Annotated in this window: 15 protein-coding genes; 3 read left to right on the top strand and 12 right to left on the bottom strand. The window is 62.4% G+C overall.

The genetic code is table 11. The features are described 5' to 3' along the window. Positions 1 to 65: 65 nt before the first annotated feature. Together I6L39_RS11520 and pomA are read right to left on the bottom strand one after the other, a co-directional pair. Positions 66 to 959 carry a flagellar motor protein MotB gene (locus tag I6L39_RS11520; protein ID WP_042078862.1) on the bottom strand — a complete coding sequence of 298 codons (894 nt, stop codon included), beginning with the start codon at positions 957 to 959 and terminating at the stop codon, positions 66 to 68. A gap of 8 nt (positions 960 to 967) precedes the next feature. Next, positions 968 to 1,726, bottom strand: coding sequence for a flagellar motor protein PomA (pomA, locus tag I6L39_RS11515; RefSeq protein ID WP_042078861.1), 759 nt, complete (start codon positions 1,724 to 1,726; stop codon positions 968 to 970). A gap of 233 nt (positions 1,727 to 1,959) precedes the next feature. Here pomA and xseB point away from each other — a divergent pair, with 233 nt between their 5' ends. From xseB to dxs, 3 genes are read left to right on the top strand one after another with little or no spacing between them, the layout of a single operon-like run. Continuing rightward, positions 1,960 to 2,211 carry an exodeoxyribonuclease VII small subunit gene (gene xseB / locus I6L39_RS11510; RefSeq protein WP_025326041.1) on the top strand — a complete coding sequence of 84 codons (252 nt, stop codon included), beginning with the start codon at positions 1,960 to 1,962 and terminating at the stop codon, positions 2,209 to 2,211. Beyond that, on the top strand, positions 2,212 to 3,102 hold the full coding sequence (gene ispA, locus I6L39_RS11505) for a (2E,6E)-farnesyl diphosphate synthase (protein WP_216989723.1): 891 nt from the start codon (positions 2,212 to 2,214) through the stop codon (positions 3,100 to 3,102). It begins immediately after the preceding gene. Positions 3,103 to 3,123: 21 nt separating this feature from the next. Beyond that, on the top strand, positions 3,124 to 4,989 hold the full coding sequence (dxs, locus tag I6L39_RS11500; protein ID WP_216989722.1) for a 1-deoxy-D-xylulose-5-phosphate synthase: 1,866 nt from the start codon (positions 3,124 to 3,126) through the stop codon (positions 4,987 to 4,989). Between the two features lie 74 nt (positions 4,990 to 5,063). Here dxs and I6L39_RS11495 read toward each other — a convergent pair whose 3' ends face one another. The 10 genes from I6L39_RS11495 to I6L39_RS11450 form a co-directional block, all read right to left on the bottom strand. Continuing rightward, on the bottom strand, positions 5,064 to 6,005 hold the full coding sequence (locus tag I6L39_RS11495) for an ABC transporter permease (protein ID WP_042078856.1): 942 nt from the start codon (positions 6,003 to 6,005) through the stop codon (positions 5,064 to 5,066). A 4-nt stretch (positions 6,006 to 6,009) separates the two neighbouring features. After that, entirely contained in the window at positions 6,010 to 6,984 is a 975-nt protein-coding gene (locus I6L39_RS11490) for an ABC transporter permease (protein ID WP_042078855.1), read from the bottom strand. A 96-nt stretch (positions 6,985 to 7,080) separates the two neighbouring features. Beyond that, positions 7,081 to 8,637, bottom strand: a complete 1,557-nt coding sequence (locus tag I6L39_RS11485; protein WP_209793310.1) for an ABC transporter substrate-binding protein — start codon at positions 8,635 to 8,637, stop codon at positions 7,081 to 7,083. 70 nt (positions 8,638 to 8,707) lie between these two features. Continuing rightward, a complete protein-coding gene (locus I6L39_RS11480) occupies positions 8,708 to 10,432 on the bottom strand; it encodes an ABC transporter ATP-binding protein (protein WP_216989721.1) in 1,725 nt (574 codons plus the stop codon). A 775-nt stretch (positions 10,433 to 11,207) separates the two neighbouring features. Next, complete coding sequence (locus I6L39_RS11475; RefSeq protein ID WP_216989720.1) at positions 11,208 to 11,687, bottom strand: phosphatidylglycerophosphatase A; 480 nt, start codon at positions 11,685 to 11,687, stop codon at positions 11,208 to 11,210. Then, positions 11,684 to 12,643, bottom strand: a complete 960-nt coding sequence (gene thiL, locus I6L39_RS11470) for a thiamine-phosphate kinase (protein ID WP_216989719.1) — start codon at positions 12,641 to 12,643, stop codon at positions 11,684 to 11,686. Before thiL ends, I6L39_RS11475 begins: the two co-directional genes overlap by 4 nt. Positions 12,644 to 12,700: 57 nt before the next feature. Next, complete coding sequence (gene nusB / locus I6L39_RS11465) at positions 12,701 to 13,114, bottom strand: transcription antitermination factor NusB (protein WP_216989718.1); 414 nt, start codon at positions 13,112 to 13,114, stop codon at positions 12,701 to 12,703. A gap of 14 nt (positions 13,115 to 13,128) precedes the next feature. After that, positions 13,129 to 13,599: a 6,7-dimethyl-8-ribityllumazine synthase gene (gene ribE, locus I6L39_RS11460; RefSeq protein WP_042078850.1), complete on the bottom strand. Its 471-nt coding sequence runs from the start codon at positions 13,597 to 13,599 to the stop codon at positions 13,129 to 13,131. Positions 13,600 to 13,742: 143 nt separating this feature from the next. Continuing rightward, positions 13,743 to 14,852: a bifunctional 3,4-dihydroxy-2-butanone-4-phosphate synthase/GTP cyclohydrolase II gene (gene ribBA, locus I6L39_RS11455; RefSeq protein ID WP_042078849.1), complete on the bottom strand. Its 1,110-nt coding sequence runs from the start codon at positions 14,850 to 14,852 to the stop codon at positions 13,743 to 13,745. A gap of 138 nt (positions 14,853 to 14,990) precedes the next feature. Then, the gene (locus I6L39_RS11450; protein WP_216989717.1) at positions 14,991 to 15,644 is read right to left on the bottom strand and encodes a riboflavin synthase; all 654 of its coding nucleotides are present in this window, start codon (positions 15,642 to 15,644) and stop codon (positions 14,991 to 14,993) included. Between the last annotated feature and the right edge of the window lie 27 nt (positions 15,645 to 15,671).

Here is a 15,671-nt window from a genome sequence, read left to right as displayed (position 1 = left end):
TAATATGAAGCCGCCACAAAATCCATGTCAGCCCCTGCGAGGGGGATCGCGCTTCCCGGCGAAAGCTACTTGGGATCCGCAACCCCGATGGGCGCCGAGACCGTCGGCTTGCCCTGCATGATGGCGATCTCCACCCGCCGGTTCATGCGCCGGTTTTCCGGGCTGTTGTTGGGCACCAGCGGCTGGGAATCCGCCATACCCTGCACCACCAGCCGGTTGCCGTCAAAGCCGGGCACCTTGATCATCTGATGGGCCACCGCCACCGCTCGCTGGGATGAGAGCTCCCAGTTGGACTGGAACAGCTCGTCTTCGGTGGCGACATCGTCGGAGTGGCCGGAGACGGTGATCTCACCCGGCACATCCTTGAGCAGGGTCGCCACCTTGCGGATCACAGGCCAGAACTGGGGCTGCAGGAAGGCAGACCCTGCCGGGAAGGCCGCCTTCTCGCGAATCCGGATGATGACCTGCTGACCCAGCGCCTCTATCTCGATGGCCCCGTCCTGGATCTGGGCCTGCATCTGCTCCGCCAGCGCCTTGGCCAGGGTATTGGACTGCTCCTGCGCCTTCTGGGCCTGCTGGGCGGTGTCACCCCCACTCTGCTGTCCCTCGGTCTTGTCATGCCCCCCGGCCTTGTCAGCATCTCCGGGCTGGAAGTCCAGCTCGGTCTGGGTCATGTCGATGGTCTGCTGCATGATGGTGTCGATGGGGGTCGGTTCGGGACGGCCAGGGCGAAACTCCTGGGCGATGACCGAGGTCCCCTTGGGAATGTCTTTGACCTCCAGGATGTTCTGCACCCCGAACGCCTTCTCCATGGAGCCGGCGATCTGCTTGAACTTCTGCACGTCCATCTCGGCAAACGAGAGCAACAGCACGAAGAAGCACATCAGCAGGGACATGAGGTCGGCGAAGGTCCCCATGTAGCCGGGCAGACCGGGAGGCGGGCACTTGCACTTTGCCATGCGCGCTCCTATTCGGTCCCGTTGTTGCGTTTGGACTGATTCAGGTAGTTCTGCAACATGGCCTGGATCACTCTCGGGTTCTGGCCGTCCTGGATCCCCATGATGGCGTCGAGGATCAGGGTACGGCTCAGCTGCTCCTCACCGCTGCGCAGCTCCAGCTTGTCGGCGATGGGGATGGCGATCATGTTGGCCTCGATCGCCCCGTAGAGGGTGGTCAACAGGGCCACCGCCATGGCAGGGCCGATGGACTTGGGATCGCTCATGTTCGCCAGCATGGCCACCAGGCCCACCAGGGTACCTATCATGCCCATGGCGGGGCCGAGATCCCCCAGGGAGCGGAACACCTTGACGGCGATGACGTGGCGCTCCGAGGTCAACTCGATGTCCTTCTCCATCACGGATCGCACCACGTCGGCGTCATGGCCGTCCACCAGCATGTCGATGCCCTTCTTCATGAAGGTATTGGGGATCTCCGCCGCCTCCAGGGCCAGGAAGCCCCCCTTGCGGGCCGCGTCCGCCAGCTCCACCGCCTTGGCAATCAGATCATCGAGCTTGTCGCCCTTGTACATGAATGCCTTGCCGGCCACCTTGAACGCCATCAGAAACTGGCCGAGGTTGAACTTCATCATGCAGATGAACAGAGAACCCAAGATGGTGATGTAGACCGAGGGCATATCCACATACATGCTCATGGGGCCACCCAGCAGCATGCCGTACACCACGACCCCGAACCCCAGCACTATGCCTATCAGACTGCCTAAATCCACATCCTTGCTCCTGTCACCAAACTTGCGTCTATTTATACTGCGCTGAATTTTCTGCTATTACGCCCCTGGCAGCAAGCCCGGTTCCCCCCTATTGGCGCGCGGAGATGCGGGGATATCAGCCAGTTCTTATCGGCCGGGGACGGGATAGTTTGAGGGCAGCGCACTTTTCTGCCTCCCCCCTGTGGCCGGTCGATGTTAAGATGAGCCGTTTTTTTCAATCCCCGAGGATGGACATGGCCAGTAAAAAAATCGACCGTCTGAGTTTTGATGCCACCCTGGAAGAGCTGGAAACCATAGTGCATCAGCTCGAACAGGGTTCGCTCCCCCTCGAGGAGGCACTCAAGCAATTCGAACAGGGCATCCATCTGGTGCGCGCCGGCCAGCAGAAGCTGGAGCAGGCCGAGCAGAAGATCCAGATCCTCCTGACCCAGGCCGATGGCAGCGAGCAGGCGGTCCCCTTTCGCTCAGAGCAAGGAGAGGAGTGAGTGACTCTCGACGATTTCTCCCGCCTGCACCGCCAGCGCATCGACGGCTGCCTCTCGGCACAGCTTGAGGCCCTGCCCCCCATGGCGCCGCGCCTGCGGGACGCCATGAAATACGGCCTGCTGCTGGGTGGAAAACGGGTGCGTCCCTTCCTGGTCTACGCCGTGGGCGAGATGCTGGGCGTCAAGAGCGAGCTGCTGGACGGCCCGGCCGCCGCGGTGGAGTGCATCCACGCCTACTCCCTGCTGCACGACGACCTGCCCGCCATGGACGACGACGACCTTCGTCGTGGCCAGCCCACGGTGCACAAGGCGTTCGACGAAGGCACCGCCATCCTGGCCGGCGATGCCCTGCAGACCCTGGCCTTCTCCATCCTGGCCGATCACCCCATGCCGGCCGAATTGATGGCCAACCGGGTCAAGATGCTGAGCGCCCTGGCCCGCGCGTCGGGCTATCTCGGCATGTGCGGCGGCCAGGCGCTGGATCTGGAGGCCGAGGGCCGCCGGATCACCCTGGCCGAGCTGGAGCAGGTGCACCGCCACAAAACGGGGGCGCTCATCGAGTGCGCCGTCACCCTGGGGGCCCTGTGCAAGGCCGACGTGGAACCCGCGACACTGGCCGCCCTGCAGACCTATGCCGCCGCCATTGGGCTCGCCTTCCAGGTACAGGACGACATCCTCGACATCACGGGCGATACCGCCACCCTGGGCAAGCCGCAAGGTTCGGATCTGGCGCAGGAGAAGAGCACCTACCCGGCCCTGCTCGGACTCGACAATGCCCGTGAGCTGGCTCGCGAACTGCATGACAAGGCCTTAACAGCCCTGCAAGCCTTGCCCTACAATACCGACATTCTGGAAGCGTTTGCCGATTACATCATCGAGCGAACCCACTAAACGCTGGATAACAGTAACAATATGAGCGTTGATATAAGCGATTACCCCAACCTGGCCCTCGCGGACACGCCGGTCGAGCTGCGATCCCTCCCCTTCGAGCGACTGCCCGTGCTGTGCAACGAGCTGCGCGAGTACCTGCTGCGCTCGGTGAGCCGTTCCAGCGGTCACTTCGCCTCCGGCCTTGGCACCGTCGAGCTGACGGTCGCCCTGCACTACGTCTACAACACCCCCTTCGATCGCCTGGTGTGGGACGTGGGCCATCAGGCCTATCCCCACAAGATCCTGACCGGCCGGCGGGATCGCATCCACACCATCCGTCAGAAAGACGGCCTGCACCCCTTCCCCTGGCGGGAGGAGAGCGAGTACGACGTCCTCAGCGTCGGTCACTCCAGTACCTCCATCGGGGCGGCCCTCGGCATGGCGGTCGCCGCCGAGCGCGAGGGACTGGGCCGCAAGGTGGTGGCCGTCATCGGTGACGGCGCCATCACCGCCGGCATGGCCTTCGAGGCCCTCAACCACGCCGGCGACGTCCACAAGGACATGCTGGTGGTGCTGAACGACAACGAGATGTCCATCTCCGAAAATGTCGGCGCCCTGAACAACCACCTCGCCAGGCTGATGTCAGGCAAGCTCTACACCACCATCCGCGAAGGCGGCAAGAAGGTGCTGGCCGGTCTGCCGCCGGTCAAGGAGCTGGCCAAGCGGGCGGAGGAACACCTCAAGGGCATGGTGGTGCCCGGCACCCTGTTCGAGGAGTTCGGCTTCAACTACATCGGCCCCATCGACGGCCACGACATCCACGCCCTGGTCGAGACCCTGCGCAACATGCGCAGCCTCAAGGGCCCCCAGCTACTGCACGTCAAGACCAAGAAGGGCAAGGGCTACGAGCCTGCCGAGAAGGATCCCATCGGTTATCACGCCGTCCCCAAATTCAACCCGGACGAGTGCGCCCTGCCCAAGAGCGCCGGTGGCAAGCCCACCTTCTCCGCCATCTTCGGTCAGTGGCTGTGCGACATCGCCGCCAGGGACGAGCACGTGGTCGGCATCACTCCCGCCATGCGCGAGGGCTCCGGGCTGGTGAAGTTCAGCCAGCAGTATCCGGATCGCTACTTCGACGTGGCCATCGCCGAGCAGCACGCGGTCACCTTCGCCGCCGGCCTCGCCATCGCCGGGCAGAAGCCGGTGGTGGCCATCTATTCCAGCTTCCTGCAGCGCGCCTATGACCAGCTGATCCACGACGTGGCGCTGCAAAACCTGCCGGTGCTCTTCGCCATCGACCGGGCCGGTCTGGTGGGGGCCGACGGCCCGACCCACCAGGGGGCCTTCGACATCAGCTTCCTGCGCACAGTGCCGAACATGGTGGTGATGACGCCGTCCGACGAGAACGAGTGCCGTCAGATGCTCTACACCGGCTACCAGCACAACGGGCCGGCGGCGGTGCGCTACCCCCGCGGCAGCGGCAACGGCATCCAGGCAGAGAGCGAGATGCAGGCGCTGGCGCTCGGCAAGGGCCGCGTCGTGCGTGAGGGCAAGGGTACGGCCATCCTGGCGTTCGGCACCCTGTTGCAACAGGCCAGGGCCGCCGCCGAGGCGCTCGATGCCACCCTGGTGGACATGCGCTTCGTCAAGCCCATGGACGAGGCGCTGGTGCTTGAACTTGCCGCGACCCACGATCAGTTCGTCACCCTGGAGGACAACGCCGTCATGGGCGGTGCAGGCTCTGCGGTGAACGAGCTGCTGATGGGCGCCAGGCTGTGCAAGCCGGTGCTGAATCTCGGCCTGCCGGATCGCTTCATCGAGCAGGGCACCCAGGAGGAGATCTACGCCCTGCTGGGGCTCGATGGCGCGGGTATCCTCGCCAGCATCGAGCGCTGGCTGCAGGCCTGACAGGCTCATCGCACACAAATAAAGAAGGGCGCCTATATGGCGCCCTTCTTGTTTCTCTTCCTTCCTGACCCGAGTCAGCCCTTGTAGATCTTCGGGTTGAACACATCCCGCAGCCAGTCACCCAGGAGGTTGATGACCAGCACCAGCACCACCAGGCAGATGCCCGGGAAGGCGGTGATCCACCAGGAGCCGGAGAAGATGTAGTTGAAGCCCACGCTGATGAGCGAGCCCAGTGACGGCTGATCCACCGGCATGCCGAGCCCCAGGAAGGATAGGGCCGCCTCGCTCATGATGGCGTTCGCCACCTGCACGGTGGAGATGACCAGGATGGGCGACAGGCAGTTCGGCAGTATGTGGCGGAACATGATGCGCGGGGCGCGGAAACCCATCACCTTGGCCGCTTCCACATACTCCTTCTTCTTCTCTGCCAGCACGGAGGCGCGCACGGTCCGGGCATACTGGGGCCATTCGGCGATACCGATGATCACCACCAGCATCACGATGGCAAACTTCGAGTAGAACTCGGAGCCGAAGGTCGCCTGGAAGATGGCAGAGATGATGATGGCCACCATCATGGTGGAGAACGACAGCTGCACGTCGGCGAAACGCATCAGCAGGTTGTCGATGCGACCGCCGAAGTAACCGGCGATGAGGCCGATGACGATGCCGAGCACCAGCTGCAACCCCACCGCAAACAGGCCTATGGTGAGCGAGATGCGGGCGCCATACAGGATGGTGCTCCAGATGTCGCGGCCCTGGTTGTCGGTACCGAGCCAGAAGCGCTCCTCGCCCCCTTCCAGCCAGGAGGGGGGCAGCTCCGCATCCATCAGGTCGAAGCTGGTCTGGTCATAGACGTTGTGCGGGGCCAGCCAGGGGGCCAGCAGGGCCGCCAGCACGAAGACCACGAACACCGCAAAGCTGAACATGGCTACCTTGTCCCGCAGGAAGTAGTAGACGATGTCGGAATTCTTGAAACGTGCCCAACGGCTCGGGCTCGCTGTTACTGCATTACTCATGTGCTCACCCCTTGGCGGTCAAATTGACGGTCGGGTTGATCAACCCGTAGAGCAGGTCGACCAGGGTATTGGTCACCACGAAGATCAGGCCGACGAAGATGACGTAGGCGGTGATGAGGGGCGTATCGACCCGGTGGATCGCCTCGAGGAACAGGAAGCCGGTCCCCGGCCACTGGAACACGCTCTCGGTCAGTATGGTGTAGGCCACCATGGTGCCAATCTGCACGCCACCGACGGTGATGACCGGCAGCATGGTGTTCTTCAGGGCGTGCTGGTAGTAGACCTTGTTGTTGTCCAGCCCCTTGGCACGGGCAAACTTGACGTACTCGGAGGAGAGCTGCTCCAGCATCTCGGAGCGCACCAGCCGGATGAACAGCGGCAGCATGATGGAGGAGAGGGAGACCGCGGGCAGGATCAGGTGCAGTATGCCGTCCCAGGTGAAGAAGCCCGACTCCCAGCCCAGCAGGTTGTAGGTCTCGCCGCGGCCATAGGCCGGCAGCCAGCCGAGCTGGATGGAGAAGAGGTACATCAGCATGATGGCGGTCAGGAAGACCGGGATCGAGATGCCGATGCTGCTCACCGCCATGATGACCTTGGTGAGAATGCTGCGCGGTCTTATCGCCGAATAAACCCCCAGCGGAATGGAGACGACGACGATGATGATCGCGGCGGCAAACACCAGTTCAAGGGTTGCCACCAGCTTGTCGAGGATCACCTCGAGGGCCGGTCGCTTGAAGAAATAGGAGGTGCCCAGATCCCCTTGCACCGCGTTCTGCAGGAAGCGGCTGTATTTCACCAAAAAGGGATCGTTGAGGCCCATCTTGTCGCGCAGCTCCTGGCGCACGGACTCGGAGACGGATTGTCCCACCAGCTCGCGCAGCGGATCCCCCAGGTTGTCCTGGATGGAGAAGGCGACCAGGCTGATGACGAACATCACTATCACGGCCTGATAGAACCGTTTCAGCAGGAATGTAAACATGCTTGTCCTTCTACGTGGCCTGTGTCTTGGCACAGGCTTCTGTTAATGGCGGGGCAAACATGGTTGCCCCGCCGGGTCCTTCCTTGAGCGCCTCGCTTACTTGTTGACCACCAGGTCACCCAGGTAAGGGAAGTTCATCACGTTGACGATCGGCTTGATGTCGACGTTCTTCTTGGCGCCGTAGGCCAGATCTTCCCAGTGCAGCGGCACGTAGGCGGCGTCGTCGATCAGCATGGCTTCCACCTTCTGCAGGATGGCGGCACGCTTGGCCGGATCGGTCTCGGTGTTCGCTTCCATCACCATCTTGTCAGCCTCTGCGTTGGCATAACCGCCGCAGTTGTACTGGCCCATGCCGGTCTTGGCATCCTTGGTGAAGGTCAGGAACTCGAAGAAGTTCGCACTGTCTTCGGTGTCGGAGTGCCAGCCGATCAGCTGCATGTCTGCGGCGCACTTGTCAAACTCCGGCCAGTACTGGGCTACCGGCATGGTCTTCAGATCCACCTTGATGTTGATCTTGGACAGCATGGCGGAGACCGCCTGGGCGATCTTGACGTCGTTGACGTAGCGGGCAGCCGGGGAGATGAAGGTCATCTTGAAGCCCTTCTCGTAACCGGCTTCCTTCATCAGCTCCTTGGCCTTGGCCAGATCATACTGGGGCTTGAGCGCCTCGTTGTGACCGGCATAGCCTTTCGGGCTCAGCTGGCCGGCCGGGGTGCCGAAACCCTTGTTGATCTTGTCGACGATGCCCACCTGGTTGATGGCGTAGTTGATCGCCTGACGCACGCGCTTGTCTTTCAGCGCCGGGTTGGTGTTCTGGTTCAGCTCGATGATGATGGCGCGGGTACCGGACAGGGTGACCAGCTGGGAATCCTTGCCGTTCTTCACGCGCTCCAGATCGTTCGGGGCGACCGGGTAGATCATGTCCACGTCCCCACCCAGCAGGGCGGCCACGCGGGTGGCATCTTCCTTGATGGGCACCACGGTCAGGTTGTCGACGTTGCCCTTGGAGGCCTTGTCCCAGTAGTTAGCGTTGCGGGCATAATCCAGCTTCACGCCCTGCTCGCGGAACTTGACGGTGAACGGGCCGGTACCGGAGACATTGGTCGAGGCGTAGGAGTCGCCGTTCTTGACGATCTCGGCCTTGTCCTTGCCGGCGTCTGTCTTGCCGGTATAGAACTTGGAGTCCATCGGGAAGATGTAGGTCACGGTCTGCAGCACCAGCGGGAAGGGCTTGGCGGTGACGAGATCCACGGTGAAATCATCCACCTTCTTGGCTTCGGCGATGGGGTCGAAGATCGCCTTGAAGTCCGGGGAGGCCTTCAGACGGTTGACGGTCCACACCACGTCGTCGGCGGTGAAGTCGTTGCCGGAGTGGAACTTGACGCCCTTGCGCAGGTGGAAGCGGACGGTCTTGTCGTCGATGCGCTCATACTTCTCGGCCAGACGCGGCTCGAACTGCAGATCCTGGGTGTAACGCATCAGGGGATCGAACACCAGGTGAGACATCTCCAGCGTCTGGCCGGAGAGCTGCTCCTGCGGGTCCAGCGAGGTGGCGTCGGAAGCGACGGCGACCTTGATGTCGGCGGCAGAGACGTTAAACGCGAGACCAGCGGCGAACAGCGCCATGGCGATCTTGGATAATCCTTTCTTCATGTCTTTCTCCATGCTTTTGGCTTTTTATTGACACTTTTTTTGACAAGCAGACCGGCGAGCCGGCTCTTTCCTAGCTTGCGATTTCCAGCCCCTCGCGGGACATTCCCTTGAACTCCGGCATGAGGGAGATCAGCTTGCGGCTGTACTCATGCGCGGCATTGGTAAAGAGCTTCTCGGTCTCGGCCACCTCCACCAGGTTGCCGTGCTGCATCACGCCGATGCGATCGCACATCTGGCGGATGACCGGCAGATCGTGGCTGATGAACAGCATGGTGAGCCCGAGCTCCTGCTGCAAGTCTTTGAGCAGGTTGAGGATCTGGGCCTGCACCGAGACATCAAGCGCCGAGGTGGGCTCGTCGCAGATGAGGAAGCGTGGCCGGGTCGCCAGGGCACGGGCGATGGAGATGCGCTGACGCTGACCGCCGGAGAACTCGTGGGGATACTTGACCCCTGCCCCGCTGCCCAGGCCGACGTGATCCAGGAGATCCCCCACGATCTGCTCGATCTGCCGCTCGCTCTCGGCCAGGCGGTGGAAGCGGATCGGCTCGGCGATGATGTCGCGCACCTTCATGCGCGGGTTCATGGATGAGTAGGGGTTCTGGAACACCATCTGCATCTGGCGGCGCAGGGGGCGACGTTCGTGCTCCCCTCTCAGGGCGGTGAGGTCGATCCCCTCGAAGATGATCTTGCCGGCATCGGGCGGATAGAGGCCGGTGATGGCCCGGGCTATGGTGGACTTGCCGGAGCCGGACTCTCCCACCAGGCCGAAGGTCTCCCCCTCGAAGATCTCGAAGCTGATGTTGTTGCAGGCCCGCACGTACTGGCGGCGGCTCGGGAAAATGGAGTCCTTGGTGACGAACTTCAGATCCACGTTCTCCACCCGCAGCAGCGCTCCTTCATAGGCGCGCTCGTCCTGACTCTGGCCGAGCCAGTGGGTCTTCAGATCGATGCTGGTATCCGGTGCACCGGCATCCTCGATGTAGGAGACCAGGGGGAAGCGTACCAGCTTGACGTCCGAGCGGGGCACCGCCGAGATGAGGCTGCGGGTATAGGGATGATTGGGGCGGCCCAGCACCTGCTCGGTGGTGCCGAACTCCACCAGATCGCCGCGATACATGACCGCCACCTTGTCGGTGACGTTGGAGACCACGCCCATGTCGTGGGTCACCAGCATGCAGCCTACCTGGCGCTCCTTGCACAGGGAGCGAATGAGCTGGAGGATCTGATCCTGGATGGAGACGTCCAGCGCCGTGGTGGGTTCGTCGGCGATGATGAGCTCGGGATCCCCGGAGAGGGCGATGGCGATCACCACCCGCTGGCGCATGCCGCCGGAGAACTGGTGGGGATACTGCTTGATGCGCACATCCGGGTTCGGGATCCCCACCGCGCCCATCAGCTCGAGGGCCTTGGCAAAGGCCGCCTCGCGGGACAGGTCGGTGTTGGCGAGGATGGTCTCCACCAACTGCTGCTCCACGGTGAACAGCGGGTTCAGGGAGGTCATGGGATCCTGGAAGATGAAGCCGATGCGGGAGCCACGAATGGCTCGCATCTCGTTCTGGCTCTTGCCGGAGATGAGCTCGCCGTTGAGGTAGATATCGCCGCGGGCGATGCGACCGGGCGGGCTCAACAGATCGATGACGGCGTTGCCGATGGTGGACTTGCCGGCGCCGGACTCACCGACGACGCCGACGATCTCGCCCTTTTCAACAGAAAAAGAGAGATCCTTGACCGCGGCCAGCACCCCGTAGCGGGAGGGGTACTCGATCCGCAAGTTTTTTACTTCAAGCAAGGACATGGTTACCTCTGCGGGGGACATCCGTCCCAAATAATTCGTCCGTAAATCAGCCGCAGATGCTGGTTGTGCCTTGGGTACTGCTCGAGAGCCGTTGTCGTGTAATAAACGCTCAATCCATGAGGCAGCCAAACCAGCGATCCGGGCGGGTTTTTTGCATTTTTTTGGAATAACCCGCGAGTAAGTTAGTCGGTTTGCCCGCGGGTGTAAATGATCCAGTTATACAATTTCGCAATACTATGCCCAGATAAAGCTGGAACCATGGGCGTAAAATGTTGGTAAAAGTCACATTACCAGATATTGCATTGGCAATACGAGCAGATTTGCTATTTATGTTTCAACAAAATGATAACAAACCACCACTTCCACTGCCCCACATAAACTGGCAAGTCTCGAATGAGTAGTGAATATTTATGTGAAATGTTTTTTTGACGACAGCATATCTTGGAGAAGGAAAACTAAGCAGAGATAAATAGTGGCCATCCAGAATGTTCAACCAGAGGCCCTTGCCGGTTGGCGGCGTGGATCGGGAGGGATTGCATACAAAACGGCCCAGGGCCGGGAAGCCCCTGCCCAGACGCCTGGCCTCGTCCCGGCGAGCATTGGCATGGGACGGCAACGGGCGGCGAGAGGACCAGCCAGAGATGGCGGCCCTCGCTGGTCGACAAGGCCATTCACGACGAGGGATGAGAGGGGTGGGAGCCGCAGGATCGGAGGCTGCCTGCCACCCGGGCTGGCAGGCAGATGAGACGGGACAGGCGGACCTGCCCCGGCTCCCTTACCAGCGGGCCAGCAGCTGCATGCACAGCAGGGCGAACAGACCGGCGATGAGATCGTCCAGCATGATGCCGAGTCCGCCGTGGATGCGGCGATCGAACCAGGAGATGGGCCAGGGCTTGAGCACGTCGAACAGGCGAAACAGCACGAAGCCGGCCAGCACCCACTCCCAGCCGGCGGGCGCCGCTATCATGGTGACGCCGAAGCCTATCACCTCGTCCCAGACGATGGCCCCGTGATCCGGCATGCCGATGGCGTCGGTGGCGCTCTGGCAGATGCGGATGCCCGCCACGAAGCCCACCACCAGCAGGGCGATGAACCAGGGGGTGGAGAGGCCGCTCACCAGCAGGTAGAGCGGGATGGCGGCAAGCGTCCCCATGGTGCCCGGCGCCCTGGGAGAGAGGCCGGAGCCAAACCCCACCGCCAGCAGGTGGAGCGGGTTCCTCAGGTTAAGTTGCTTGAGCTCAGGTTTGATCTTCATGCGAAATGATCCCACCCCTTGAGATGGAGCTCGACCGGCTGCTCATCCTGCATATAGTCGATGCCGGGTTCCCCGGCCAGGATACGGCCGATGCGGGTGAACTTGACGCCGCAATTGGCCAGTGCCGTGTCCAGGGCACCGTGATGTTCCTGGGGCACGGTGAAGCAGAGCTCGTAGTCATCGCCACCGGCCAGCGCCAGTTGCCAGGCATCCTTGGCGGGCACTGCATCCTGCAACACGGGAGAGAGGGGCAGCAGGTTGAGATCGATCTGGGCCCGTACCCCGGAGGCCTTGAGGATGTGGCCGAGATCCGAGGCCAGGCCGTCGGAGAGATCCAGGGCGCTGCTGGCCAGCCCGCGCAGGGCCTGGCCCGCCAGGATGCGGGGATGGGGATGGTCGAGCCTGGGCAGCGCGGCCGCCAGCTGGTTCTCGTTGAGGGTGCGCTTGCCCAGCAGGTGGGAGAGGGCCAGGGCCGCATCCCCCAGGGTGCCGGTCACATAGATGCCGTCCCCCGCCTTGGCACCGCTGCGCAGCAGGGCGCGGCCGGCAGGCACCGATCCCTTCACCGAAACGGTGATGGAGAGCGGACCCCGGGTCATGTCACCGCCCACCAGGGCCACGTTGTAGTATTCGGCAAGCTCGAGGAAGCCCTCGGCGAAACCGGCGACCCAGCTCTCGTTGACGGCGGGCAGGGTCAGGGCCAGAGAGACCCAGCGCGGCTCCGCCCCCATGGCGGCGAGATCGGACAGGTTGACCGCCAGCGCCTTGTAGCCGAGATCCACCGGATCCATGTCGGGAAAGAAGTGCACACCGCTTACCAGGGTATCCGTGCTCACCGCCAACTGGACGTCGGGGGGCAGGGTCAGCAGGGCACAGTCATCCCCAGGTCCCATCACCACGTCCTTGCGGGCGTGGGGGGCCTTGAAGTACTTCTCAATCAGCTCAAATTCACCCATACAGTAAAAAGCCAGCAATAAGCTGGCTCCTCTCTTAAATGCTGACGGACGGCGGGATCAACGCTTGGGCAGCGTCTTGATCACCTTGTCCAGTACGCCGTTGACAAACTTGTGGCTGTCATCGGCGGCGAAGGCTTTGGCCAGCTCGATCGCTTCGTTGATCACCACGCGCGGCGGCACATCTTCACGACGGGTCAGCTCGTAGGTCGCCAGACGCAGGATCGCCTTGTCCACCATGTCCACTTCTTCCAGCGGACGGGAGAGGAAAGGTGCGAACACCTTGTCCAGCTCGTTGCAGTGGACCGCAACCCCGAACAGCAGATCGCGGAAATAGCTCAGGTCCACACCCTTGGTGTCCTGATCGATCTTGAACTGCTCTTCGATGTCGCCCACGTTGGCCTGGGTCATCTGCCACTGGTAGATGGCCTGGGTAGCGCAATGACGGGCCTTACGGCGCTCGGACGGTTTCAATGCATTTCTCCTCGTTACACGTCCAGTTGTTTCAGGACGTTGATCATTTCGAGCGCGCTCAGTGCAGCCTCTGCACCCTTGTTACCCGCCTTGGTACCGGCGCGCTCGATGGCTTGTTCGATGTTTTCGGTGGTCAGCACGCCGAAGGCAACGGGAATCTCATACTCCATCATCACCTGGGCCAGCCCCTTGCCGTTCTCGCTCGCCACCAGTTCGAAGTGGTAGGTACCGCCACGGATGACGGTGCCCAGCGCGACGATGGCGTCGTATTGACCGCTCTTGGCCAGCTTCTTGGCCGCCAGGGGGATCTCGACGGCACCCGGCACGCGCACCAGGGTCAGGTTGCTCTCCTGGATCTGGCCTTGACGCTTCAGCACGTCCAGCGCACCGTTCACCAGGCTGTCATTGATGAAGCTGTTGAAACGGGCAACGACAATAGCAACACGCGCCTCGGGAGCGGCGATATTTCCTTCGATAATCTTCATTGGAAATCCTGTCTCTGTGCAATCAGTAGGGCCATCAATGGGGCCGCGGCCAAAAGTGCACGCATTCTAGCACAACAGAGCCGCGACAAAAAACCATGGCCGCAACGGGCGGCCATGGTGATGAATTCAACCGTACGCAGCGCTTACTCGCCGACGTACTCCACCACTTCCAGACCAAAGCCACCGAGGGCATGGTACTTCTTGGGAGAGCTCAATAGGCGCATCTTGCCGACCCCCAGCGCCTTGAGGATCTGGGAACCCACGCCGACCCGGCGCGAGGTGCCCTGCCACTTGGCCCCTTCCGGCGCCAGCCCCTTGTCGGCGGCCTCGAATCCCTTGACCCTGGCCAGCAGCTCGGCACCATGGGCTTCCGCCCCCAGGATCACCAGCACGCCCCCTTCATCGGCGATGCGGGCCATGGACTTGGGCAGCGGCCAGCTGCGGGCGCTATGGCGGTCGGTCAGCAGCAGATCGCTCAGCACGTCGTGCAGGTGGACCCGCACCAGAGTCGGCTGGTCGGCCTTCACCTCGCCTTTCTTCAGGGCGAAGTGTACCTGGTTGTCGATGGTGTCACGGAAGGTGACGAGGTCGAACTCGCCGTATTCGGTGGGCAGCTTGCACTCGGCCACTTTCTCTACCGTGGTCTCGTGCTGGTTGCGGTATTCGATAAGATCCGCGATGGTGCCGAGCTTGATGCCGTGCTGCTCGGCGAAGATCTCGAGATCCGGGCGACGCGCCATGGAGCCGTCCTCGTTGAGGATCTCGACGATGACGGAGGCAGGCTCATACCCCGCCAGCCGGGCCAGATCGCAGCCGGCCTCGGTGTGGCCGGCGCGGGTCAGCACGCCACCATCCTGCGCCATCAGCGGGAAGATGTGGCCGGGCTGCACCAGATCCGAGGCCTTGGCATTGGGCGCGACCGCCGCCTGCACGGTGACGGCGCGATCGGCGGCGGAGATGCCGGTGGTCACCCCCTCGGCCGCTTCTATGGTCACGGTGAAGGCGGTGGAGAACTGGGCGTTGTTTCTGTCCACCATCAGCGGCAGCGCCAGCTGTTTGCAGCGATCCCGGGTCAGGGTGAGGCAGATGAGGCCGCGACCGTAGCGCGCCATGAAGTTGATGTCTTCCGGGCGGACACAGGAGGCAGCCATGATGAGGTCCCCTTCGTTCTCCCTGTCTTCGTCATCCATCAGGATCACCATCTTGCCAGCCTTGATATCGGCAATGATTTCCTGGGTCGTGCTCAGCGCCATGGGCTACTCCATCAATGTGCTTGGGAAATGAGCCCGCGGGCTCGGTTCGAACTGGGTTCATTCCGCTCTAGATTGGGGCACGCGGCCCCGTTTCAATCGGAGCGGGATCACAGAAAAGCGTTTTTCCCGCAAAACGGCTCACAAGAATCCGGACTGGGCCAGCTTATCCAGGGTCAGGGTGCTGCCGCTGCTCTCCTCGCGCTTGCCCGTCATCAGCCGCTCCAGATAGCGGGCGATTTGATCCACCTCGAGGTTGACCCTGTAGCCAGGTTTCCAGCGGGCGATGGTGGTCTCCTGGGCGGTGTGGGGCACTATGGTCAACCGGAAGAGATCCCCCTGGACGGCGTTGACCGTGAGGCTGATGCCATCCACCGCAATCGACCCCTTCTCGGCAATGTAGCGGGAGAGCTCGCCTGGCGCCTCTATCCAGTATTCGATGGCACGGCCGCTGGCGGACTTGCTCTTCACCTCGCCCATGCCGTCCACGTGGCCGGAGACCAGGTGGCCACCGAGGCGGGAGGTGGGCATCAGCGCCTTCTCGAGGTTGACGGGGTCCCCCACCTTGGCCGCCGCAAAACCGGTGCGCGACAGGGTCTCCAGCGAGACGTCTGCGGTATAGCGCTGGTCACCCAGGGCGACCACGGTGAGGCAGACACCATTGGTGGCGATGGAATCTCCCAGCTTGACGTCGCTGAAGTCCAGGGTCGGCGCGTGCACGGTGAGGGCCATGTCCTCCCCCTGGCGGCGCAGCTCTACCAGGGTTCCCACCGCTTCGATAATTCCGGTAAACATGCAGATCACCTTGCTGATGACGGGGGC

This window comes from Aeromonas sp. FDAARGOS 1409 (assembly GCF_019048705.1).
Classification (GTDB): Bacteria; Pseudomonadota; Gammaproteobacteria; order Enterobacterales; family Aeromonadaceae; genus Aeromonas; species Aeromonas sanarellii.
The sequence above is the reverse complement of the archived record's forward strand: the minus strand, read 5'-3'. Positions and strand labels throughout refer to the sequence as shown.

What these genes read in the sequence shown, in the direction of transcription:
- I6L39_RS11520 (WP_042078862.1), bottom strand. Translation starts at nt 959, where the DNA reads ATGGCAAAGTGCAAGTGCCCGCCTCCCGGTCTGCCCGGCTACATGGGG.
- xseB (WP_025326041.1), top strand. Translation starts at nt 1,960, where the DNA reads ATGGCCAGTAAAAAAATCGACCGTCTGAGTTTTGATGCCACCCTGGAA.
- dxs (WP_216989722.1), top strand. Translation starts at nt 3,124, where the DNA reads ATGAGCGTTGATATAAGCGATTACCCCAACCTGGCCCTCGCGGACACG.
- I6L39_RS11495 (WP_042078856.1), bottom strand. Translation starts at nt 6,005, where the DNA reads ATGAGTAATGCAGTAACAGCGAGCCCGAGCCGTTGGGCACGTTTCAAG.
- I6L39_RS11490 (WP_042078855.1), bottom strand. Translation starts at nt 6,984, where the DNA reads ATGTTTACATTCCTGCTGAAACGGTTCTATCAGGCCGTGATAGTGATG.
- I6L39_RS11485 (WP_209793310.1), bottom strand. Translation starts at nt 8,637, where the DNA reads ATGAAGAAAGGATTATCCAAGATCGCCATGGCGCTGTTCGCCGCTGGT.
- I6L39_RS11480 (WP_216989721.1), bottom strand. Translation starts at nt 10,432, where the DNA reads ATGTCCTTGCTTGAAGTAAAAAACTTGCGGATCGAGTACCCCTCCCGC.
- I6L39_RS11475 (WP_216989720.1), bottom strand. Translation starts at nt 11,687, where the DNA reads ATGAAGATCAAACCTGAGCTCAAGCAACTTAACCTGAGGAACCCGCTC.
- thiL (WP_216989719.1), bottom strand. Translation starts at nt 12,643, where the DNA reads ATGGGTGAATTTGAGCTGATTGAGAAGTACTTCAAGGCCCCCCACGCC.
- ribE (WP_042078850.1), bottom strand. Translation starts at nt 13,599, where the DNA reads ATGAAGATTATCGAAGGAAATATCGCCGCTCCCGAGGCGCGTGTTGCT.
- ribBA (WP_042078849.1), bottom strand. Translation starts at nt 14,852, where the DNA reads ATGGCGCTGAGCACGACCCAGGAAATCATTGCCGATATCAAGGCTGGC.
- I6L39_RS11450 (WP_216989717.1), bottom strand. Translation starts at nt 15,644, where the DNA reads ATGTTTACCGGAATTATCGAAGCGGTGGGAACCCTGGTAGAGCTGCGC.